This is a genomic window from Variovorax ureilyticus, assembly GCF_037889935.1.
GTDB classification, from domain to species: domain Bacteria; phylum Pseudomonadota; class Gammaproteobacteria; order Burkholderiales; family Burkholderiaceae_C; genus Variovorax; species Variovorax ureilyticus.
The window spans coordinates 1-21,243 of the sequence record NZ_JBBKZU010000003.1 but is presented as its reverse complement, the minus strand read 5'-3'; the positions used below and the strand labels follow the sequence as shown (position 1 = coordinate 21,243).

21 protein-coding genes are annotated in these 21,243 nt (G+C 67.7%); 11 read left to right on the top strand and 10 right to left on the bottom strand.

All coding sequences use genetic code 11. The annotated features are described in order from the left end of the window. Nucleotides 1-84 precede the first annotated feature (84 nt). Genes WKW77_RS07470 through WKW77_RS07460 form a run of 3 tightly spaced genes read left to right on the top strand, consistent with a single transcriptional unit; the run spans nucleotide 85 to nucleotide 2,236 of the window. Nucleotides 85-657 carry an isochorismatase family protein gene (locus WKW77_RS07470; protein ID WP_340356227.1) on the top strand — a complete coding sequence of 191 codons (573 nt, stop codon included), beginning with the start codon at nucleotides 85-87 and terminating at the stop codon, nucleotides 655-657. Continuing rightward, nucleotides 654-1,265 (top strand): DJ-1/PfpI family protein, encoded by a 612-nt coding sequence (locus WKW77_RS07465; RefSeq protein ID WP_340356226.1) that lies wholly within the window; start codon nucleotides 654-656, stop codon nucleotides 1,263-1,265. The genes WKW77_RS07470 and WKW77_RS07465 overlap by 4 nt, the downstream gene beginning before the upstream one ends. Then, complete coding sequence (locus WKW77_RS07460; RefSeq protein ID WP_340356225.1) at nucleotides 1,244-2,236, top strand: GlxA family transcriptional regulator; 993 nt, start codon at nucleotides 1,244-1,246, stop codon at nucleotides 2,234-2,236. The genes WKW77_RS07465 and WKW77_RS07460 overlap by 22 nt, the downstream gene beginning before the upstream one ends. On the opposite strand, the gene WKW77_RS07455 is transcribed toward WKW77_RS07460, so the two are convergent. The 3 genes from WKW77_RS07455 to murJ all read right to left on the bottom strand — a co-directional run bounded on the left by WKW77_RS07455 (nucleotide 2,233) and on the right by murJ (nucleotide 5,189). After that, nucleotides 2,233-2,712 carry a bleomycin resistance protein gene (locus WKW77_RS07455; protein ID WP_340356224.1) on the bottom strand — a complete coding sequence of 160 codons (480 nt, stop codon included), beginning with the start codon at nucleotides 2,710-2,712 and terminating at the stop codon, nucleotides 2,233-2,235. The two genes, WKW77_RS07460 and WKW77_RS07455, sit on opposite strands and share 4 nt — an antisense overlap. After that, nucleotides 2,712-3,563 carry a SirB1 family protein gene (locus WKW77_RS07450; protein ID WP_093160793.1) on the bottom strand — a complete coding sequence of 284 codons (852 nt, stop codon included), beginning with the start codon at nucleotides 3,561-3,563 and terminating at the stop codon, nucleotides 2,712-2,714. Before WKW77_RS07450 ends, WKW77_RS07455 begins: the two co-directional genes overlap by 1 nt. Before the next feature lie 66 nt (nucleotides 3,564-3,629). After that, nucleotides 3,630-5,189, bottom strand: coding sequence for a murein biosynthesis integral membrane protein MurJ (gene murJ, locus WKW77_RS07445; protein WP_340356223.1), 1,560 nt, complete (start codon nucleotides 5,187-5,189; stop codon nucleotides 3,630-3,632). Nucleotides 5,190-5,369: 180 nt separating this feature from the next. Here murJ and rpsT point away from each other — a divergent pair, with 180 nt between their 5' ends. After that, complete coding sequence (rpsT, locus tag WKW77_RS07440) at nucleotides 5,370-5,669, top strand: 30S ribosomal protein S20 (RefSeq protein WP_340356222.1); 300 nt, start codon at nucleotides 5,370-5,372, stop codon at nucleotides 5,667-5,669. Between the two features lie 144 nt (nucleotides 5,670-5,813). Here the strand turns inward: rpsT and WKW77_RS07435 are convergent, their stop codons facing one another. Then, the gene (locus WKW77_RS07435; RefSeq protein ID WP_093160782.1) at nucleotides 5,814-6,173 is read right to left on the bottom strand and encodes a DUF3579 domain-containing protein; all 360 of its coding nucleotides are present in this window, start codon (nucleotides 6,171-6,173) and stop codon (nucleotides 5,814-5,816) included. 169 nt (nucleotides 6,174-6,342) lie between these two features. Here WKW77_RS07435 and WKW77_RS07430 point away from each other — a divergent pair, with 169 nt between their 5' ends. Continuing rightward, complete coding sequence (locus WKW77_RS07430; RefSeq protein ID WP_340356221.1) at nucleotides 6,343-7,548, top strand: aspartate aminotransferase family protein; 1,206 nt, start codon at nucleotides 6,343-6,345, stop codon at nucleotides 7,546-7,548. Beyond that, nucleotides 7,545-8,474, top strand: coding sequence for an ornithine carbamoyltransferase (argF, locus tag WKW77_RS07425; RefSeq protein WP_340356220.1), 930 nt, complete (start codon nucleotides 7,545-7,547; stop codon nucleotides 8,472-8,474). Before WKW77_RS07430 ends, argF begins: the two co-directional genes overlap by 4 nt. 4 nt (nucleotides 8,475-8,478) lie before the next feature. Here argF and WKW77_RS07420 read toward each other — a convergent pair whose 3' ends face one another. Further along, nucleotides 8,479-9,438 carry a LysR family transcriptional regulator gene (locus WKW77_RS07420; RefSeq protein ID WP_340356219.1) on the bottom strand — a complete coding sequence of 320 codons (960 nt, stop codon included), beginning with the start codon at nucleotides 9,436-9,438 and terminating at the stop codon, nucleotides 8,479-8,481. An 88-nt stretch (nucleotides 9,439-9,526) separates the two neighbouring features. Here WKW77_RS07420 and WKW77_RS07415 point away from each other — a divergent pair, with 88 nt between their 5' ends. The 4 genes from WKW77_RS07415 to WKW77_RS07400 are packed head-to-tail and all read left to right on the top strand — an operon-like array spanning nucleotide 9,527 to nucleotide 13,622. Further along, nucleotides 9,527-10,504, top strand: a complete 978-nt coding sequence (locus tag WKW77_RS07415) for a Bug family tripartite tricarboxylate transporter substrate binding protein (protein ID WP_340356218.1) — start codon at nucleotides 9,527-9,529, stop codon at nucleotides 10,502-10,504. An 8-nt stretch (nucleotides 10,505-10,512) separates the two neighbouring features. Then, nucleotides 10,513-11,625: a M14 family metallopeptidase gene (locus WKW77_RS07410; RefSeq protein WP_340356217.1), complete on the top strand. Its 1,113-nt coding sequence runs from the start codon at nucleotides 10,513-10,515 to the stop codon at nucleotides 11,623-11,625. Nucleotides 11,626-11,682: 57 nt separating this feature from the next. Further along, complete coding sequence (gene kynB / locus WKW77_RS07405) at nucleotides 11,683-12,333, top strand: arylformamidase (protein WP_340356216.1); 651 nt, start codon at nucleotides 11,683-11,685, stop codon at nucleotides 12,331-12,333. A 50-nt stretch (nucleotides 12,334-12,383) separates the two neighbouring features. After that, the gene (locus WKW77_RS07400) at nucleotides 12,384-13,622 is read left to right on the top strand and encodes an SMI1/KNR4 family protein (RefSeq protein WP_340356215.1); all 1,239 of its coding nucleotides are present in this window, start codon (nucleotides 12,384-12,386) and stop codon (nucleotides 13,620-13,622) included. A gap of 1 nt (nucleotide 13,623) precedes the next feature. Here WKW77_RS07400 and WKW77_RS07395 read toward each other — a convergent pair whose 3' ends face one another. The 5 genes from WKW77_RS07395 to acnA all read right to left on the bottom strand — a co-directional run bounded on the left by WKW77_RS07395 (nucleotide 13,624) and on the right by acnA (nucleotide 20,157). Continuing rightward, the gene (locus WKW77_RS07395; protein ID WP_340356214.1) at nucleotides 13,624-14,802 is read right to left on the bottom strand and encodes an FAD-dependent monooxygenase; all 1,179 of its coding nucleotides are present in this window, start codon (nucleotides 14,800-14,802) and stop codon (nucleotides 13,624-13,626) included. 12 nt (nucleotides 14,803-14,814) lie between these two features. Beyond that, on the bottom strand, nucleotides 14,815-15,090 hold the full coding sequence (locus WKW77_RS07390; RefSeq protein WP_340356213.1) for a DUF6587 family protein: 276 nt from the start codon (nucleotides 15,088-15,090) through the stop codon (nucleotides 14,815-14,817). Between the two features lies 1 nt (nucleotide 15,091). After that, a complete protein-coding gene (feoB, locus tag WKW77_RS07385; protein WP_340356212.1) occupies nucleotides 15,092-16,990 on the bottom strand; it encodes a ferrous iron transporter B in 1,899 nt (632 codons plus the stop codon). Further along, nucleotides 16,983-17,273 carry a FeoA family protein gene (locus WKW77_RS07380; protein ID WP_340356211.1) on the bottom strand — a complete coding sequence of 97 codons (291 nt, stop codon included), beginning with the start codon at nucleotides 17,271-17,273 and terminating at the stop codon, nucleotides 16,983-16,985. Before WKW77_RS07380 ends, feoB begins: the two co-directional genes overlap by 8 nt. A gap of 148 nt (nucleotides 17,274-17,421) precedes the next feature. Then, entirely contained in the window at nucleotides 17,422-20,157 is a 2,736-nt protein-coding gene (gene acnA, locus WKW77_RS07375; RefSeq protein ID WP_340356210.1) for an aconitate hydratase AcnA, read from the bottom strand. A gap of 135 nt (nucleotides 20,158-20,292) precedes the next feature. Here acnA and WKW77_RS07370 point away from each other — a divergent pair, with 135 nt between their 5' ends. Then, on the top strand, nucleotides 20,293-21,120 hold the full coding sequence (locus WKW77_RS07370; RefSeq protein ID WP_340356209.1) for a helix-turn-helix domain-containing protein: 828 nt from the start codon (nucleotides 20,293-20,295) through the stop codon (nucleotides 21,118-21,120). Nucleotides 21,121-21,243 lie beyond the last annotated feature (123 nt).

The following is a 21,243-nucleotide window of genomic DNA, read 5'->3' as shown; positions in this document are numbered from 1 at the left end:
CAGGTCCGGCCGGGTGCGGACGAATCGGCTTCCGCCGCCTGAAGATCGGGCGCATCATCCACCAGCTTTCCGGAGTTTGCGCCCATGAAGACCTGTCTCATTGTGATCGACGTCCAGGAGTCGTTCCGTCATCGTCCGTTCTTCACCGATCGCGACACCGGGCCGTACCTGTCGGCGCAGAACGCCCTGATCGCTGTATTCGTCAAGGCCGGCGCGCCCATCGTCCGGGTCTTCCACAGCGACGGCCCCAAGACCGCGGAAAACCCGTTCGCGATCGAATCGGGCCACGTCCGCCCGCTCGAAGGCCTGGCGGATTTCCAGGCTGCGGCGTCCTTCACGAAAAACCGCCACAGCGCGCTCGTCGGCACGGGGCTCGATGTCTGGCTCACCCGCCACCACATGGACCGCATCGTCATCAGCGGCATCCGCACCGAACAATGCTGCGAGACCACCGCCCGCCACGCGTCGGACATGGGCTGGCAGGTCGACTACGTCACCGACGCCACGCTGACCTTCGACATGACGCAGCCGGACGGCCAGCGCCTTTCGGCGGACGACATCAAGATGCGCACCGCGACGGTGTTGCAAGGCCGCTTCGCGACACTCTGCAGCGTGGACGAAGCGCTTGCCCGCCTCGGCGAGAAGGTCGCGGCATGAACACCCGGCGCGTCGCGATCCTCGCGTTCGATGACGTCGAGGCGCTGGACCTCGCGGGGCCGTACGAGGTCTTCACGACGGCCACCCGCATGCACCAGCGGGCCGCGCCGTCCGCACCGCCGCTGTTCGAGGTCGCCTGCGTGGCCCGCACGAGCGCGCCGGTGCGCATGCGGGCGGGCTTGTCGATCCTGCCGTCCTTCACCTTCGCGGACGCGCCACCGCCTCAGGTCCTGATCGTGCCCGGCGGGGTCGTGGACGGCGCGATGGCCTGCGCCGAAACGATCGGCTGGATCGCCAGCGCGAGCCGCGAGGCGGAACTGGTCGCATCCGTCTGCACCGGCGCCTTCCTGCTGGCCGAGGCCCGGGTGGTGGAAGGCGGCCCGGTCACGACGCACTGGGAGGACGTCGCGGACCTGCGTCACCACTTCCCGAAGCTCGACGTGCAGGTGGCCGTGCGCTGGGTCGACCAGGGACGCATCGTGACGTCGGCAGGAATCACCGCCGGCATCGACATGAGCCTGCACCTGGTGTCGCGGCTTGCCGGAGAGGCGCTCGCATTGCGCACCGCCCGGCAGATGGACTTCGCATGGACGCGCCCCACGCCCTAGACGACGAGCCGATCCGCGTCATCTTCGCCCTGCTGCCCCAGAGCCTCGTGCTCGACTGGGCCGGCCCGGCGGAGGCGCTTCGCATCGCGAACCAGTTGCTGATCGCCAGCGGCCGGCCCGCGCGATTCGAACTCGTTTTCTCGAGTCCCGAACCGACCTCGGTCAGTTCGGTCGGTGTCACGCTGTCGGGGTTGCAGCCCTTACCCTCGATGTGGGCGTCGCCGTCATGGGTCGTGCTGGTCGGCATGCCTGGGCGGACCATCTCCGTGGACAGCCCGCCGGCGCAGGCCCTGCTGCGTTGGCTGCGCGGGCTGCGGTTGGAACAGGGTCGCCTCGAACTCGTGACCATCTGCGCCGGCACGCTGCTCGCCGCGCATGCCGGCCTCGTGGCGGGGCGGCGGGCCACGACGCATCACCATCATCTGGAGGAACTGCGGGGCGTCGAAGCGCAGTGCGACGTCGTCTCCAATCGCGTCTTCGTGCTCGACCCGCCGCTCTACAGCAGCGCCGGCGTGACCACCGGCGTCGACCTGATGCTGCACCGTATCGCAGAAACGTGCGGCGAATCGCTCGCCGCGCGCGTGGCGCAAACCATGGTGGTGGCGATGCGGCGCGGACCGCACGACCCGGAACTCTCCCCCTTCCTCGCCTACCGCAACCACCTCCATCCGGCGCTGCACAAGGTGCAGGACGCCGTCAGCGAACAGCCGCAGGCCGACTGGACCGTGCCGCGGATGGCCGACGTCGCCCACACCTCGCCGCGCCACCTGACGCGACTTTTCGTCGAGCATGCCGGTGTCGCGCCGCTCGCCTATTTGCGCCGTCTTCGGCTGGCAACCGCACAGGTTGCGCTGCAGTCGGGCGCCAACGTCACGCGCGCGGCGGAGATTTCGGGATTCGGGTCGGACACCCAGTTGCGCCGCGCGTGGCGGCAGTTCGGCCTGGCCGGTTCACCGTCGAGCGCGGGCTAGAGATAGCCGCAGAAGCGCAGGATGTGGCCATCGGGCTCGCGAATGGCGAATTCGCGCAGGCCCCAGGGCTGCGAAGTCGGCGGCTCGATCACGACGACGCCGCGTTTCACGTACGCAGCGTGCAACCCATCCACATCGCGCCCGACGTGGATCACGATCTCGCCGCGCCACGGCTGGGCATCGCGACGGCCGCATTGCCACAAGCGGATGTAGACCGGATCTCCATACGTGCGATCGCCCTTCTTCACACGCGCATAGCTCGGCGGCTCGCCAGCGATGAAGTCGATCTCGAAGCCAAGCACATCGCGGAAATAGCGTGCAGCGCGCGCGGCGTCCGTCACCGGCAGCACCGGCTGGACGCCATGGAACTCATGCAGCGTGCCGAGGTCGACCGCCGGGGCCACGCCGCCCGCACGCTCGACGCCGGGCGAGCCCTGGCCGCCTGGATGCGGGCCGGCTGCCGGCGGCGATCCCATCAGCTCTCCGCGCGGCGCAGCGCGGCGACGCGCTCCGCGATGGTGTCGATGTCCAGCGCTTCGTCGGCGTGCGCGAGATAGGTCTCGAGATCGCGCACCGCGAGCGCCGAGTTGCCCTGCTCGGCATGCGCCAGGCCGCGATCGCGGTACTCGCCCCAAGCCTCGGGAAACAGCGCGACGAGGCGGTCCTGCACCGCGATCGCGCGCTGCCAGTCTTCCTGCGCGTGGTGGATCTCCTTCAGGTTGCGCAGCATGCGCCCGATGATCTCCCGCGGCGTCGCCGGCTGGAGGTACAGGCCCAGCGGCACGTCGAAATCGCCCACGAGCCCGTTGCTGCGCTTGTACGGCTCGAGCCGCTCGCTGAGCTCCTCGCGCGACAACGACTTGCCGGTGAACGGGTCGATGACCACCTGCCCCTTGGGCAACGTGACCTTGAGCATGAAATGCCCCGGAAAGCCCACCCCGCGCGCCTGCAGCCCGAGGCCGTGCGCCAGTTCCATCCACAGCACCGCGAGCGATATCGGAATGCCGCGGCGCGTACGCAGCACGGCGTTGAGGTAGCTGTTGTCCGGGTCGTAGTAGTCGTTGACGTTGCCGCCGAAACTGAGGTCGTGGAAGAAGAACTGGTTGAGCGTGCGCAGCCGGTGCAGCGGCGCCGCATCGGCCGGCAGGCGGCGCTTGAGGCGCGCGAGCAGCTGATCGACGTCGCCCAGCACCTGCTGGACGTCGAGCTCGGGGTATTCGTCCTGCGCGATGCTCGCCGCCGCCTCGAGCAATGGAAACTGCTCGTCGCTCTTGACGAGCGATTCGAAGTACTCAAGAGCAGTGGGCGCCTGGAAGCTGAACGTCATGTGGCTTTGTAGAGGAGCAAAGGGGGAGCGTCAAGGCTGCCGATACGGAGGTCGCGAAGCGGGCGATCAGCGACGCACGAAACTGCGCAACTTCACGCCGACCAGGGCAAGCACCGCGAAGTAGAGAACCGCGGCGCCGGCGATGAGCGCCGCCAGCAGGCCGATGCGATGCAGGCGCGCGTCGCGCAGGGCGATCCAGTCGAAGTGCCGAGCCCCCCACAGCAGAAGGACCGCCAGCACCAGCGTACCGATCGTCACCTGGAGCAGGAACTTGCCCCACCCCGGCTCGGGCTTGTAGCTGCCGCGCCGGATCAACCCGACCAGCAGCCAGGCGGCATTGACCATCGCGCCGATGCCGATCGTGAGCGTGAGTGCCGCGTGCTGCAGCAGCGGCACCAGCAGGAGGTTGAGCGCCTGTGTGAGCACCAGAACACCCACCGCGATGAACATCGGGGTGCGCATGTCGTGCTTGGCGTAGTAGCCGGGCGCGAGCACCTTGATGGCCACGAGCCCTACCAGCCCGACGCCGTAGCCCATCAGTGCCGCGGTGGTGCGGCGCACGTCCGCCTCGCCGAACGCACCGTTGTGGAACAGCACAGCGACCAGCGGCTGAGAGAAGACCAGCAATGCGAGCGCGCAAGGCACGGACAGGAGCACGACGAGGCGCAGACCCCAGTCCAGCATCGACGAATAGCGGGCATCGTCCTTCGCCGCGCGGGCGCTCGCCAATTGCGGCATCAGCACGACGCCCAGCGCCACGCCCAGCAGCGCGGTCGGGAATTCCATGAGGCGGTCGGCGTTGGTGATCCAGGTGACGCTGCCGGTCGCCAGGTGCGACGCGATCTGCGTGTTGATCAGCAGCGAGATCTGCGCGACGCTGACCCCGATGAGCGCGGGCAGCATCAGGCCGACGATCTTGCGCGTCGTCGGGTCGGTCCACGCCGCGCGAATGGCCGCGGCGCTGGCGCCGATCCTGGGCAGCATGCCCAGGCTTCGCAAGGCCGGAATCTGGATCGCCAGTTGCAGCAGTCCGCCGACCATCACGCCCACGCACTGGGCATAGATCGGCTCGATGCCCAGTCGGCGAAACCAGGGCGCGCCGATCACGATCGAGAGGATCAGCGCCACATTGAGCAGCACCGGGGACGCCGCCGGCACCGCGAACTTGCGCCAGGTGTTGAGCACGCCGCCGGCCAGCGCCACGAGCGACATGAAGCCGATGTAGGGAAACATCCAGCGCGTCATGACGACCGCGGCCTCGAAGCCGTCCGGCTTGAGCCCGCTCGCCATCGCCCAGACCATGACCGGCGCACCGATCACGCCCAGCGCGCAAATGAACACGAGGGTCCAGGTCAGGAGTGTCGAGACGTGGTCGACCAGACTTTTGGCGCCTTCCTGGCCTTCTTCGGTCTTGGTCGCCGCGAGCACGGGCACGAAGGCCTGACTGAAGGCGCCCTCGCCGAACACGCGGCGAAACAAATTCGGGATGCGAAACGCGACGTAGAAGGCGTCGGTCATCGCGCTGACCCCGAACACGGAGGTCATGAGCACGTCGCGGATGAGCCCCGTCACCCGGGAAGCGAGCGTCAGAAGCGAAACGGTGGAGGCGGATTTGAAGAGAGACACGGCCCGCGAGTGTATGAAACTGGCACGACCAAGCCAGGACGCCCGCGGAACCGGCTCCGCCGGGCCGCTGGGTGTGCCCCCGGAGAGGGGCTGGCGAAGCGACACGAAGTGCGCGAAGCCTGGGGGAGATATAATGGTCGGCTTTGCTGCAACATCCACAGACACTCAAGGAACATCACCGTGGCATCTACCAAGCCCAAGAAAAAGAACCCGCGCCTCGCGTCGGGCCGCAAGCGCGCCCGCCAGGACGTCAAGCTCAACGCTGCGAACACCTCGCTGCGCTCCAAATACCGCACCGCCGTGAAGAACGTCGAGAAGGCCGTCCTGGCCGGCGACAAGACCAAGGCGGCTGAAAACTTCGCCAAGGCCCAGAGCGTCCTCGACACCGTCGCCGACAAGGGCATCTTCCACAAGAACAAGGCAGCTCGCGACAAGAGCCGCCTCGCAGCCAAGGTCAAGGCCCTGGCCCTCGCCGCCTGACACTTTCAGGCAAACAGCCCGGACCGGTTCGCTGGTCCGCCGTTTGATCCGGGTGCGCTGCAGCAAAGAAAAGAAAAACCGCCTTCGGGCGGTTTTTTCATGGGCGTTCGGTTTCCGGGGCGCTGCCGGGGCGCGCGCCTCGCGTTACTTTTCCGTCACGACCGGCGGCTTGGCGGGCGCCCTGACCGGGGCTTCGGGCGCGTCCGGCACGAGGCAGGCTTCCGCCACCTGCAGGTTGTTGTCCTTGGCGAAGTTGACGCAGAAATCCCAGGCCATCGGCTCCGCGTCGCGGAGCTGGCGATTCACGACCACGCACTTGACGCCGTTGATGACCGTCGGAATGCACCACGGCGAATAGCTCAGGTGGCTCCCCGGCTGCGGTCCACCCGGGCGGAACGAACACATCACGCCGGCCAGCCGTTCGGCCCAGTCGCTCGGGCGAAAGGTGCGGCCATCGTGGGTGATGCCCTGAATGAAGATTTCTTTGGCGTTGGGAGAGACCATCGGTCGGTCGGCGGGGGATGAATGCACGGGCTCATGCTGCGCCGCACAACCGATTCTATCCGGTGGTCCCGCGCGCGACATATGCAGGGGCATTGGTGTGATGCGCAATCCTCAATGAAGGCTTCAAAACGCACGCCTAGAATCCGCCTTCCCTTTTCCGGAGATACGCATGAGCGCCAACGCCGCCCCCTCTTCGCCCCATGTCATGAACACCTACGGCCGCCTGCCGATCGCGATGTCGCACGGCCAGGGCTGCCGAGTCTGGGACACCGAGGGCCGTGCGTACCTCGATGGACTGGGCGGCATCGCCGTCAACACGCTGGGTCACAACCATCCGGAACTGGTGCCCGCCTTGCAGGACCAGATCTCGAAGCTGATCCACAGCTCCAACTACTACTACGTCCCCGGCCAGGAAACGCTCGCGGCCAAGCTGACCGAGCTCGCCGGCCTGACCAACGTCTTCTTCTGCTCGACCGGCCTGGAGGCCAACGAGGCGGCCCTCAAGCTCGCGCGCAAGTTCGGCCACGACAAGGGCATCGAGCGGCCCGAGATCGTGGTCTACGAGGCCGCCTTCCACGGCCGCAGCATCGCCACGCTGTCGGCCACCGGCAATCCCAAGGTGCAGAAGGGCTTCGAGCCGCTGGTCGAGGGCTTCATCCGCGTGCCGCTCAACGACATCGACGCCCTGAAGAAGGCCACCGAAGGCAATCCGAACGTCGTCGCGGTGTTCTTCGAGACCATCCAGGGCGAAGGCGGCATCCACCCGATGCGCTGGGAGTACCTGCGTCAGGTGCGCCAGCTCTGCGACGAGCGCGACTGGCTCATGATGATCGACGAGGTGCAGTGCGGCATGGGCCGCACCGGCAAGTGGTTCGCGCACCAGTGGGCCGGCATCAAGCCCGATGTGATGCCGCTGGCCAAGGGGCTCGGTTCCGGGGTTCCGGTCGGCGCAGTGGTTGCGGGTCCGCGTGCCGCCAACATCTTCGGCCCGGGCAACCACGGCACGACTTTCGGCGGCAACCCGCTCGCCATGCGCGCCGGCATCGAGACGATCCGGATCATGGAGGAACAGAAGCTGCTCGAGAACGCCGCGAATGTCGGCGCTCACCTGAAGGCCGCGCTCGAACGCGAGCTGGGCGGCGTCCCCGGGGTCAAGGAAGTCCGCGGCCAGGGCCTGATGCTCGGCATCGAACTGGATCGGCCGTGCGGCGTGATCCTCAACCGCGCCTGCGAAGCCGGCCTCTTGCTGAGCGTGACCGCCGACAGCGTGATCCGACTCGTGCCACCATTGATCCTGAGCATCGCCGAAGCGGACGAAATCGTGGCGATCCTCGCCCCGATCGTGAAAGCCTTCCTCGCGGAACCTCAGCCATGAGTCAGACGCCTGCCATCAAGCACTACCTGCAGTTCTCGGACTTCACCGCGGACGACTACGTCTACCTGTTCACGCGCGCCGCGCTGATCAAGAAGAAGTTCAAGGCCTACGAGAAGCACCAGCCGCTGGTCGACCGGACGCTGGCCATGATCTTCGAGAAAGCCTCGACCCGTACGCGCGTGAGCTTCGAGGCGGGCATGTACCAGCTCGGCGGCAGCGTGGTGCACCTCACCACCGGCGACAGCCAGCTCGGGCGCGCCGAGCCGATCGAGGACAGCGCCAAGGTCATCAGCCGCATGGTGGACCTCGTGATGATCCGGACCTTCGAGCAGACCAAGATCGAAGGCTTTGCGGCGCACTCGCGTGTGCCGGTGATCAACGGGCTGACCAACGAGTTCCACCCCTGCCAGATCCTGGCGGACATCTTCACCTTCATCGAGCATCGCGGCTCGATCGCCGGCAAGACGGTGGCCTGGGTCGGCGACGGCAACAACATGGCCAACACGTGGCTGCAGGCGAGCGAGATCCTCGGCTTCACGGTGCACGTGAGCACCCCGAGCGGCTACGAGGTCGACCAGTCGATCGCGGGCATCCGCTCCAGCGAGAGCTACAAGGTGTTCAAGGATCCGATGGAAGCCTGCCGCGGCGCCGACCTGGTCACCACCGACGTGTGGACCAGCATGGGCTACGAAGCCGAGAACGAGGCCCGCCGCGCCGCCTTCGCCGAATGGTGCGTCGACACCGAGATGATGCGCGTCGCGCAGCCGGATGCCCTTTTCATGCACTGCCTGCCGGCGCACCGCGGCGAGGAAGTGGAAGCCGAGGTCATCGACGGCCCGCAGTCGGTGGTCTGGGACGAGGCCGAGAACCGGATGCACGTGCAGAAGGCGCTCATGGAATATCTTCTGCTGGGCCGCCTGGCCTGAGCCTTCATGCCGGGCACTGGGCTTGCGCGGCGTCCTTCGCGGCGCGCCGCAGGCAATCGATGAACACGCGCGCCGCCGGCGTCAGCGCCTGGCTGTCGCGCACCAGCAGCGCGATCCGCAGGCTCGCGAGCGCGGGGCCGGCCAACGACAACCGCACGAGGCCGCTCGACATCGCATGACCGCTCACCACGCTGCTCGACAGCAGCGCCAGCGCGTCGGTCCTGTAGAGCAGCGTGAGCGCCATGTGCGTCGATTGACAGGCGATCACGTCGGCCGGCGCTGCGGTCCGCCGCGCGGCGAAAAGCCTCTGAAGCAGCGTCAATCCATAGCCCGGCACCAGCCAGAGGCAATGCTGCAGGCTGGACAGCGATCGCGCCCTGGCCTGCGGATGGCCGGCGCGCGCGGCGACGACCAGTGGGTGCTCCAGCAGCACCTCGCGCTCGAGGCCGTCCTGAGGGGGATCGCCTGATTCGCTGATCACGGCGAAGTCGTAGTCGCCGCCATGCCAGCGCGCGTCGGCATTCGGCCACGTGAGTTCCTGCAGTTCGAGTGCCACGCCGGGCCGCCGCGCACGGAAATCGATCAGCGCCGCCGGCAGCAGTTGCGCTGCCGTCGAACTGAATGCAATCGACAGCCGGCCGCCGGTGCCGTCGCGCAGTTCGGCGATTTCCTCCTGCGCGCGCCGCACCTCGTTGAACAGCAGATGGCTGCGCCGCAACAGCGCCGCGCCGATGTCGGTCGGCGCCACGCCCTTGACGCTGCGGGCGAACAGATTGGCGCCGATGCCGCGCTCCAACTCGCGCACGGCGTGCGTCACCGCCGGTTGGGTGAGCCCCAGCCGGCGGGCAGCAGAACGGATGCTGCCGGACTCGGCCACCGCTCGAAAGATCTCGAGCTGGCGAAGGCTCGGGTAGTCCAGGGCAGCGGAGGAAACGCGCTCGTGGCTATCAATTGAATTGATCATCTATAAAAAATCTCTGTCTTTTATTTATATCGCCGCGTTTCTACAGTGGAGGCTCCCGCTCACGCAAGCCCCTCCACAGGAACCTCCGATGACACTCGCACTCCCTCGCTGGACCCGCTCGGTCCTGCTCTCACTGGGCCTCGCGGCCGCCGTGGCCGCCCAGGCCGATACCAAGCCGCCGGTGCGCATCCTGGTCGGCTTCGCCGCCGGCGGCGGTGTGGACACGATGGCGCGCATCCTTGCCGAAGGCCTGGGGCAGGCACTGGGCCAGACCTTCGTGGTCGAGAACCGACCGGGCGCCGGCGGCCTGATTGCCGCACAGGCCCTCAAGGCCGCCCCGCCCGACGGCGCCACGCTTCTGCTCACCAACGACCACACCGTCGCGATCCTTCCGCACACGCTGAAGAACCCCGGGTTCAATCCCGCCAAGGACTTCGCGCCGGTCGCCCTCATCACCGACAAGACCGTGTTCGCGCTGGCGACGCATCCCGGCACGGGCATCAAGCAGCTCAAGGACATCACCGAGTGGGCGCACCAGAACCCCGGCAAGGCCAACTTCGGCGTGCCCGCGCCGGGCAGCATGCCGGAGTTCGCGGTCGGCCTCATCGCCAAGGGGCTGCAGGTCGATGCCACGTCGGCGCCCTACCGCGGAGGATCGCCGCTGGTGATGGATCTGTCCGCCGGACAGATTCCGTTCGGCGTCACCTCGACATTCGAGCTCGTGTCGTTTGCGAAAAGTCAGAAGGTGAGATTCCTCGCGGTGTCAGGCACCACGCGGAACCCGGACCTGCCGGACGTGCCGACCTTTGCCGAACTCGGCATCAAGGGCCTCGAGTTGCCCAACCTCGCGGGTCTCTACGCGCCGGCTGGAACCCCGCCCGCGGTGATCGCGCGCTACACCGAAGCCGCGCGCACGGTGCTGTCGTCGGAAAAGGTCAAGGAACGGATGCAGGCGCTGGGTTCGGCGCCGAACTTCGGCGGCCCGGAAGCGCTGGCCCAGGGCGTCCAGCGCATCTCGGACGCCTGGGGGCCGGTGATTCGCCAGTCGGGCTTCCAACCGCAATGAACCCTTCCATGCAAGACAACACCCAGATGACCGACACCACTGTTCGAAACTGCTTTTCGGCGAACTACCCCGAGGCCCGCGCCAAGTTCATCGCCGCCGCCGAGCGCGTGGGCGCCCATCTCGAGCACCACTTGCTCGAAGGCATCCCTGGCGCAAGCGGCGAAACGCTTGCGACCGACGTGGCGCTGCTCGGCACGGCCGACGCGACCTCGCTGGTGGTGCTCAGCTCGGGCGTGCACGGCGCCGAGGGCTTCTGCGGATCGGGTTGCCAGATCGCGCTGCTGCAGGACGAGATCCTGCTGAACAAGGCGCGCGATCGCGGCGTTGCGCTGCTGCTGATCCACTCGATCAATCCCTACGGCTTCTCGCACATCCGCCGCACCAACGAGGACAACATCGACCTCAACCGCAACTTCATCGACTTCGCGCGGCCCACGCACAACCCGGCCTACGCGGGACTGCACGACCTCATGCTGCCCGCGCAGTGGCCGCCCACGGAGGAAAACGCGCGTGCGCTGGCCGATCACGTCGCCGCGCACGGCGAGATCGCCTTCCGCGAAGCCGTGACGACGGGCCAGTCCGGATTCGCCGACGGCCTCTTCTATTCGGGCACCGCGCCGAGCTGGAGCAACCGCACCCTGCGCGCCATCCTGCGCCGGCATGCGGCCAACCGCCGGCGCATCGCGTGGATCGATGTGCACACCGGCCTGGGCCGCTGCGGACACGGCGAGAAGATCCACGCCGGCCTGCCGGGCACGCCCGACAACCTGCGGCTCACCCGTGCGATCTGGGGCGCCGATGTGGTGGCGGCGTGGGAAGGCGATTCGACCTCGCGCCAGGTGGTGGGCCATGCGGTGAGCGCCGTCTTCGGCGAGTGTCCGCAAGCCGAGAGCGTCGGCATTGCGCTGGAATACGGCACGCGCAAGCTGACAGCGATGGACGCCCTGCGCGCCGAACACTGGCTGCATCGCTACCCGGATGCCGCCACCGCCGCACAGCGCGCCAGCATCAAGCAGGCACTGCGCGATGCCTTCTACGTGGACGACGACGAATGGCGAGGCATGGTCGCCGGCCAGTGCCGCACCGCGTTGCTGCAGGCCTGCCTGGCCCTCGGAAACTAAATCCCCCTCGACCGACGGTCATTTGGAAAGTACCGTCCATCGCGCTACCTTCGCGCCATGAACGCAAGACTCTGGGATATCTCCCCGCCGGTGCACGAAGGCGCACCGGTGTTTCCCGGTGACACACCGTACCGGCAGCGCTGGGTCGCGACCATCGCGCCGGGCTGCCCGGTCAACGTCAGCGAGATCGCGTTGTCGCCGCACATCGGGGCGCACGCCGATGCGCCGATTCACTACGATCCCGACGGCGCGACCATCGGCCGGGTCGACCTTCCTCCCTATCTGGGTCCGTGCCGCGTGATCCATGCGATCGCGCGCGGTCCGCTCGTTGAATGGGCACACATCGCACATGCGATCGACGCCCTGCCGCCGCGCGTGCTGGTCCGCACCTACGAACGCGCGCCCGTCGACCGGTGGGATGCCCAGCTCGCGGCCTTCGCCCCCGCCACCATCGAACGCCTGGCGACCCTCGGCGTGGTCCTCATCGGCATCGACACCGCAAGCATCGATCCGGCCGACAGCAAGACGCTCGACAGCCACCAGACCATCCGCCGGCTCGGACTGCGGGTGCTCGAGAACCTCGTGCTCGACGAAGTGCCCGAAGGCGACTACGAGCTCATCGCCCTGCCGCTCAAGCTCGTGAACGCGGATGCGTCGCCGGTGCGCGCGGTGCTGCGCGAACTGGCGCGCCCGGGACCGGGGGCGTAAGCTATTCATTGAAACCGCCCGACGTGGAGGGCACTAAACGGAGGTAACCGATGTTCAGTGACGACGAACTCGCCCAGCTGCGCACGCACGGTGTCGTGCTCTTCGCCAAGCGTGTCATCTTCGACGCGCAGCCACCGATGTCCGCAGAGCAGATCGCGGCCGTGCAGGCCATCTGCGCAGGGCCGATTCCGCCGGATCTTCTTTCGCTCTGGCGCGTCACCGCAGGCGGGCGGCTGGACTACGACCTGCACCTTCGAATGAACGGCAACGAGGAGTCGTTCAGCTGGAACGAGCTCTTCTGGAACGGCAGCGACGCCTACCACGACCTGCAGGGATGGATCGACCACGAGCTCCAGGGCGCCAGGAATGCGGCCACTGAGAGCGCCGAGACCTGGGACGGCAAGCTCACGCTGCTTCCGTTCGGCGGCTTCGAGTACTGCGACCGCGTCTACACCGTGGTGGAGTCCGGCGCCGACTACGGGCACGTGCTCGCGTGGAAACAGGGCCTGCCGGAAGCTTGGGCGCACGAGATGCACGAGGACGGCATGACGACCGTCGCGCACGACCTCTACGCGGCCTTCGATGCGCTGCGACTCGACGAGGACCCGCTCCATCCCGCCGGCGAATACTTCACCGGGCAGGCGCTGCTCGAATACCTCGACGACCGGCACCAGGAGGACGGCCTGCCGGTCGAGCTGATGGACAAGGTGATCGCCTTCTACCGCCAGGCGATGGTGGACTGGCGCGCGCCGCTCGCCAACGGCACGCTGGGCGACGACGGACCGCTGTCGCGCATCGCGCTGCGCCACGCGGTCGCGACCGACGACGAGGAACTCGTGGCGAAGCTGCACGCCGCGGGTGTTTCACTCGACGGCCCCTTGAGCGGCAGCGCGATCGCAACCGACCTCGCGATCGGCCATGGCGCACATGCAGCTGCGGCTGCGCTGGTGCGCGCCGGGGCGCCGGTGGCTCCGGACGCGTTGGACGCCATCGACAGCGCGATCTCCCCCGAGCTCGCCGACCTGCTGCTCACGCACGGCGCGCAAGCCAGCGCCACCGCCATCGCCGAATGCGTGGCCTGCGGCGCGCCCGCCGCGGCACGGGTGATTGCCGGTGCCTATGCGCAGTCGCACGACGACCTTCCGGCCGCATATACCGCCGCAAGGGACGAGATGCTCGCCGAGCTGGAATCCTCGCTGGTCGAAGTCCGCGAAGGCCGGCTGACGCACTACCTGGGGCTGGCGGGGCTGACCCGCCGCGCGGATCACCTGCGCAGCTTCAGCTTGTGACTCAGGCGTCGTAGAGCCAGGGTACGTCGAGCAGCCTGGCGCCGAGCACCCGCAGTGCCGCGTCGCGGCCGATGCGCACCAGGCCGGTCGCGTGGAAGATTTCGCCGTTGCGCCGCGCGCGCGCCTGTACGTTGGCGTTGCGCTCCCAGCGTTCGGCGGCATAGCGCGCAAAGGCTGCGGGCACCTGCGCTGCAGCGCCTCCGTCGAGCGCATCGGCCAGCGCGACGGCATCCTCGATGGCCATGCCCGCACCCTGCGCGAGGTACGGCAACATCGGATGCGCCGCGTCGCCGGTCAGCGCGATGCGCTCGCCGGCCATCTGGTGCGGACCGGTGAGCGGCGGGCGGTCGTTGAGCGTCCAGGCCCGCCACGAAGGCACGGCTTCGAGCAAGGCCTGCAGTTGGCCGCAGGTGCGCCCGGTGGCCTGCTGCAGCGCGGCGAGGCTCGTCCGGCGATCCCAGTCGCGCGCATCGCCTTCGGGCGCGGCCTCGGCCAGCACCACCACGTTCAGTGCATCACCCCGGCGCACCGGATACGACACCGCATGCAGCCGCGGACCGAGCCAGACGTCGACGCGCGTGCTGCGCAGCGCCGCCGGGAGCGCCGACTGGTCGACCATCGCCCGCCATGCCGTATGACCCGTGGCGCGCGGCGGCGAGGCATCCTCGATCACGCTGGGGCGGACCGTGCTCCACAGGCCGTCGGCGCCGATCAGCGCATCGGCTTCCCACACTCGGGCATCGGAACTGGCCGCGGAGACGGAATCGTCCCGCGCGGTCACCTGCGCCACGCGGGCGCCGGTGGTGAGCCTCACCGCCCCGCTGCCGCGAACCGCCGCGAGCAGCAGTGCATGGAGATCCGCCCGGTGCACGCAAAGATAGGGCGCGGCGTAGTTGTGCAGCATCGCGTTGCCCAGCGGCAGCCGCGCGATTTCGTTGCCCGCGGTGGCGCTGCGGACCACCAGCGCCTCCGGCCGCGCCGCGACGCGCATCAGGCCCTCGGAAACACCGAGCGCCTGCAGCCTCCGCGTGACGTTCGGCCCGAGCTGGATGCCGGCGCCGATTTCGCCGAAAGCCACCGCTTGCTCCAGCAGGTCGACGCGATGACGCCGGCGCGCAAGCGCCAGTGCGCTCGCGAGGCCCGCGATGCCGCCTCCCGCGATCAGGATGTGTGCCGCCATCGACTGACGCGCTCAGTGCGAGCGCGGCACGGATGTCTTGCCTGCTTCAGCCGACGTGCCGGCGGGGGTCGAACAACTGCCGCAGCTGTCGCACGAACCGCAGCCCGAGGTCTTGCCCAGCGATTCGGCCAGCCGGCCGGCGCGTTCCGCATCGACCAGGCCCGCGCGTTGCGAGCCAGCAGCCACCTTGGCGGCCATTCCCCGGCGCCAGCTGCCGGGCATCCAGCGCCAGACCGCGTAGATCGCGGCCATCGCGACGATCAGAGCGACGACGATTTGTTGTGCCATCTCATCCTCCTGTGAGAACCAGGGCCACCCGATAGGTGATCCAGCACGCAATGTAGGCGAGTCCGAACAAATAGCCAGCCATGAAAATCACGTAGCGCCACGACCCGGTTTCGCGCTTGACGGTGGCCAGCGTCGAGATGCATTGCGGCGCAAAGACGTACCAGACCAGCAGCGACAGCGCCGTCGCGAGCGACCAGCTCCCCGCGATCAGCGGTTCGAGCTGCCCCGCCACGTCGTCGCCGGTGGCAGACAGCGCATAGACGGTGCCCAGCGCGCCCACCGCGACTTCGCGTGCGGCCATGCCGGGCACCAGCGCGATCGAGATCTGCCAGTTGAAACCGATGGGCGCGAAGATGTGCTCGAGCCCTCGCCCGATGATGCCGGCCAGGCTGTACTGGATCGCCGGCCCGGTCGCGCCTTCCGGCGGCGACGGGAAGGTCGAGAGGAACCACAGGAGGATGGTGAGCGTGAGGATGATCGTGCCGACGCGCTGGAGGAAGATCCACGCGCGCTCATAGAGCCCGAGCGCGAGGTTGCGCAGATTGGGCCAGCGATAGGCCGGCAGTTCCATCATCAGCGGCGAATGCTGCTTGCTGTCGCGGAAACGCTTCATGACCCACGCGACGGCCATCGCCGAGACGATGCCGAAGACGTACAGCGCGAACAGCACCACGCCTTGAAGATTGAACACCCCGCCGACGGTGCGCGCCGGAATGAAGGCGGCGATCAGCAGCGCATAGACCGGCAGGCGCGCCGAGCAGGTCATGAGCGGCGCGATCATGATCGTGGTGATCCGGTCGCGCCAGTTGGTGATGGTGCGGGTCGCCATCACGCCGGGGATGGCGCAGGCGAAGCTCGACAGCAGCGGAATGAAGGAGCGGCCCGACAACCCCACCGTGCCCATGACGCGGTCGAGCAGGAAGGCCGCGCGCGGCAGATAGCCCGAATCCTCCAGCGCCAGGATGAACAGGAACAGGATCAGGATCTGCGGCAGGAACACGATCACGCCGCCGGCACCCGCGACGACGCCATCGACCAGCAGGCTTTGCAGCATGCCTTCGGGCACCACGTGCTTGACGAGCTCACCGAAGGCGGCGGTCACCTCCTTGATGGCGTCCATCGGCACGGCTGCCCAGCTGAAGACCGCCTGGAACATCAGGAACATCGTGATTGCCAGAACGAGCATGCCCCACAGCGGATGCATCACGATGCGGTCGATGCGGTCGCTGGTGGCGAGGCTGCCGACGGGCTCCTTCACGGTCGCGGCGAGGATGCGGCGCACTTCGCGCTGCGTGTCGAGCACCTCGTCGAAGCCCGGCGCGTGCCACGCGCGCGGCGCGGCGGCGTTCACGGGGGCATCCAGGGCTTCGACCAGCGCGCGCGCCCCGTCGCTCTGGACGCCGACGGTCTCGATCACCGGAACGCCGAGTTCGCGCGACAGCGCGGCGGCGTCGACCCTGATGCCCTGCTTCCTCGCCATGTCGGTCATGTTGAGCGCGACCACCATCGGGAGCCCGAGGCGCTTGGCGTCGAGCACGAGGCGCAGGTTGAGGCGCAGGTTGGTGGCATCGGTGACGCACACCAGCAGATCGGGCGGCATCTCGCTGCTCTTGCCGGTGACCACGTCGCGCGTGACGGCTTCGTCGGCGGATAGCGCGTTGAGGCTGTAGGCGCCGGGCAGGTCCAGCACGAACACGCGGCGACCCGTTGCGGTCCGCAGCGTGCCCTCCTTGCGTTCGACCGTCACGCCCGCGTAGTTCGCGACCTTCTGGCGGCTGCCGGTGAGCAGGTTGAACAGCGCGGTCTTGCCGCAATTGGGATTGCCCAGCAGCGCGATGCGCTCCGGCGGACTGGACGACGACGCGGCGCCGGGCCTGAATGCGAGCGTCGCCTCAACCATGGCCGGCCGCTCCCGGGGTGACGCGGATCAGTGCTGCCTCGTGGCGGCGCAATGCGAACGTCGTGTGACCCAGCCGCACCGCCAGCGGCTCGCGCCCCGGCACGCCGGTGGCGACGATGCAGACGGCCTCGCCGGGAACGAATCCGATCTCCGTCAGCCGCAGGGCCAGTTCGCGGTCCTCGGGAGAATCCGGCCGGGCGACGTCGAGTACGGTCGCCCACTGTCGATTGGGAAGTTGATGGAGGCTGATGGCGGCAAGGGCCGCGCCGGTCGAATTGGTCACCCGCAGAATCCAGGAGTCTTCAAAAATGAGAATTATTCTCGAAAACTGCTGACGTGGGGCGGACTTCGGTCGAATCCATTGCTACGCGCAGGCACAAATCCGGCCTGCGCGAGCTCTGCAGGCAGCCAGCCGGGCTGCCACCTGCGGGTCAGGCCGCCAGCAACTGCCGCAGTACGAACGGCAGAATCCCACCGTGCTTGTAGTAGTCGACCTCGATCGGGGTATCGATGCGCAACCGCACCGTCACTTCCTGGTGGCTGCCGTCGGCGCGATGCACGACCAGCTTCACATCCATCTGCGGCTTGAGTTCGCCGCCAATCACGACGTCGATCTTCTCGTCGCCGGCGAGGCCCAGGCTCTCCCATGAATCGGCGCCGCGGAACTGCAGCGGCAGCACGCCCATCCCCACCAGGTTGGCACGGTGGATGCGCTCGAAGCTGCGGGCCACCACCGCCTTGATGCCCAGCAGCTGCGTGCCCTTGGCGGCCCAGTCGCGCGACGAACCGGTACCGTATTCCTCGCCGCCGAAGACGATGGTCGGCACGCCCTGCTCGATGTACTTCATCGCGGCGTCGTAGATCGGCATCTTTTCGCCGCCCGGCTGGAAGAGCGTCACGCCACCCTCTTCGCGGGAGCCGTCCGGCGCGGCGGGGATCATGAGGTTCTTGATGCGAACGTTCGCGAAGGTGCCGCGCATCATCACCTCATGGTTGCCGCGGCGCGATCCGTAGCTGTTGAAGTCGGCCTTCTGCACGCCATTCGCCTTGAGCCAGATGCCTGCGGGCGAACTCTCCTTGATGGAGCCGGCGGGTGAGATGTGGTCGGTGGTGATCGAGTCGCCGAACAGCGCCATGACCCGCGCGCCGGTGAAGCCCGCATCGGCCGCATGCGGCTCCATCTTGAAGCCATCGAAGAACGGCGGCTCGGCGATGTAGGTGGACTCGGGCCAGTCGTACACCTGTCCCGTGGTGCCAGTGATGCTGCTCCACAGCTTGCCGGGGTTGTCCTTGATCTGCTCGTAGTTCTGGCGGAAGGCCTTGGCGTTCATCGCGTAGCGCAGGTTCTCGTCGATCTCCTTCGCGCTCGGCCAAATGTCGCCGAGGTAGACGTCCTTCCCGTTCTTGCCCTTGCCCACCGGCTGGGTCATCAGGTCGACCATCACGTTGCCGGCGATCGCGTAGGCGACGACCAGCGGCGGCGAGGCGAGGAAGTTGGCCTTGAGGTTCGGATGGATCCGTGCCTCGAAATTGCGGTTGCCGGAGAGCACCGCGGCGCCGACGAGGTTGTTCTTCGTGATCACCTCGTTGATCTCGGGCGCGAGATCGCCCGCGTTGCCGATGCAGGTGGTGCAACCGTAGCCCGCCAGGTAGAAGCCGAGCTTCTCGAGGTACGGCAGCAGTCCGGCTTTCTCCAGGTACTCGGTCACGATGCGCGAACCGGGCGCCAGCGATGTCTTCACGTGCGGCTTGACCGTGAGCCCCGCCTCGACCGCCTTCTTCGCCAGCAGGCCGGCCGCGAGCAGCACGCTCGGGTTCGAGGTGTTCGTGCAGGAGGTGATCGCGGCGATCAGCACGTCGCCGTTGCCGATCGCCACATCGCCGTCGGGCAGCGGATGGCGCGACTTCAGCGTGTCGGCCGGCAGGTTGAAGCCGTTCGCTTCGATCGGCTTGCTGTAGAGCTCGGAGAACTTCGTCGAGAGATCGCCGAGATTGATGCGGTCCTGCGGCCGCTTGGGACCTGCGAGGCTCGGCGTGACGGTGCCCAGGTCGAGCTTGACGACCTTCGTGTAGTTCAGCGCGCCGGGCGCCGGCATGCCGAAGAGGCCTTGCACCTTGTAGTACGCCTCGAAACGCTCGACTTCCGTATCAGTGCGGCCGGTGCCCTTGAAGTAGGCGACCGTCATTTCATCGACCGGGAAGAAGCCCATGGTCGCGCCGTACTCGGGCGCCATGTTGCCGATGGTGGCGCGGTCCGGCACCGCGATCGATGCCGCGCCGGGGCCGAAGAATTCGACGAACTTGCCCACCACCTTCTCGCCGCGCAGGATCGAGGTGACGTACAGCACCAGGTCGGTGGCGGTCACGCCTTCGCGCAGCTTGCCGGTGAGCTCGAAGCCCACCACGTCGGGCGTGAGGAAATACACCGGCTGGCCGAGCATGGCAGCCTCCGCCTCGATGCCGCCGACGCCCCAGCCCACCACGCCGATGCCATTGATCATGGTGGTGTGGCTGTCGGTGCCGACCAGCGAATCCGGGTAGTAGACCGGCGGATCGCCGTTGTCGTTCGCGCTTTTGTAGACGCCGCGCGCGAAGTACTCGAGGTTGACCTGGTGGACGATGCCGAAGCCCGGCGGCACGACGCCGAAGGTGTCGAAGGCCTGCATGCCCCACTTCATGAACTGATAGCGCTCGTTGTTGCGCTGGAATTCCAGCTTCATGTTCAGGTCGAGCGCCTTGGGCGTTCCGTAGTGATCCACCATCACCGAGTGGTCGACCACGAGATCGACCGGCACGAGCGGCTCGATGGTCTTCGGCGACTTGCCGAGCGACGAGGCCACGCTGCGCATCGCGGCCAGGTCGGCTAGCAGAGGCACGCCGGTGAAGTCCTGCAGCACCACGCGCGTCACCACGAAGGGGATTTCCTCGGTCCGTTCGGCGTTGGGCGCCCAGTTGGCGAGTTGCTCGACGTGCTCCGCCGTGACCTTCTGGCCGTCGCAGTTGCGCAGCACCGATTCGAGGACGATGCGGATCGACACCGGCAGCTTGTCGACGTTCGGGTATTGCTTGGCAAGCTCCTTGAGCGACCAGTATTTCCCGGCCTTCCCCGATGCGGTCTTGAAGGTCTTCAGCATGGGGGCAAAGGCGTGTGCCGGTTCTTTGGCCATTGGGAAACTCCTGTGGTTCGTGGAAGCTTCGCAAAGATAGCAGGCTTCGATGAGATCGACAGCAGTCCGGCACCGCAGCCCCGCCATGACGCCCGAGGTCATGGCGTTCGCGCACCAGGCCACTAGGATTCGCGCATGACGCTTCGAAGCACACCGCCCACCGCAGCCGATCCGTTCGGCATCCACCTCAGGCATTGGCGGCAGCATCGCCGGCTGAGCCAGCTGGACCTCGCGAACGAGGCGCAGGTCTCGACCCGCCATCTGAGCTACGTCGAGACCGGCCGGGCCGAACCCAGCCGTGAGATGGTGCTGCGGCTGGCCGAGCGGCTGGAGGTGCCGCTGCGCGAGCGCAATGCCCTGCTGGTCGCGGCCGGCTACGCGCCGATGTACCGGCAGCGTTCGCTCGACGATCCTGCGCTCGCCTCGGCACGACGGGCCGTCGACCTGGTGCTGAAGGGCCACGAACCCTTCCCGGCGCTGGCGGTGGACCGCCACTGGAACCTGGTCGCCCACAACGCGCTCGTGCCCTTGCTCATGGCCGGCGCCGCGCCGGAATTGCTCAACGCGCCGATCAACGTGCTCAGGCTCAGCCTTCATCCCGACGGGCTCGCGCCGAGGATCGCCAACCTGCAGCAATGGCGCGCGCACCTTCTGGAGCGGCTCCAGCAGCAGATCGCCGCGACCGGCGACGCCGCGTTGTCCGCGCTGCACGACGAGCTCGCGGGCTACCCGATGCCGACCGTCGGCCACGACGCGCGGCCAGCGGGCGGCGAACTCGCGAACGTGGTGGTGCCCTTCCAACTCGTGACCGACGGCGGCATCCTGAGCTTCATCAGCACGACCACCATCTTCGGCACGCCGGTGGACGTGACCTTGCAGGAGCTCGCGGTGGAGTCGTTCTTCCCGGCCGATGCGGAAACGGCCAGGGCCCTGGCGGTGCTTGCCGCGCAGTCAGCGGCCTGAAGAAGCGGCAGCAATCGGCATAGGGGGCAGTCCAAGAGGACTGCTCCCCTGCCACACCACCCGGCATGCGGGTCCGCACCGGGCGGTTCGAGAAGTTGAGGTCAGGAGAGTCGAGGTAGCCCA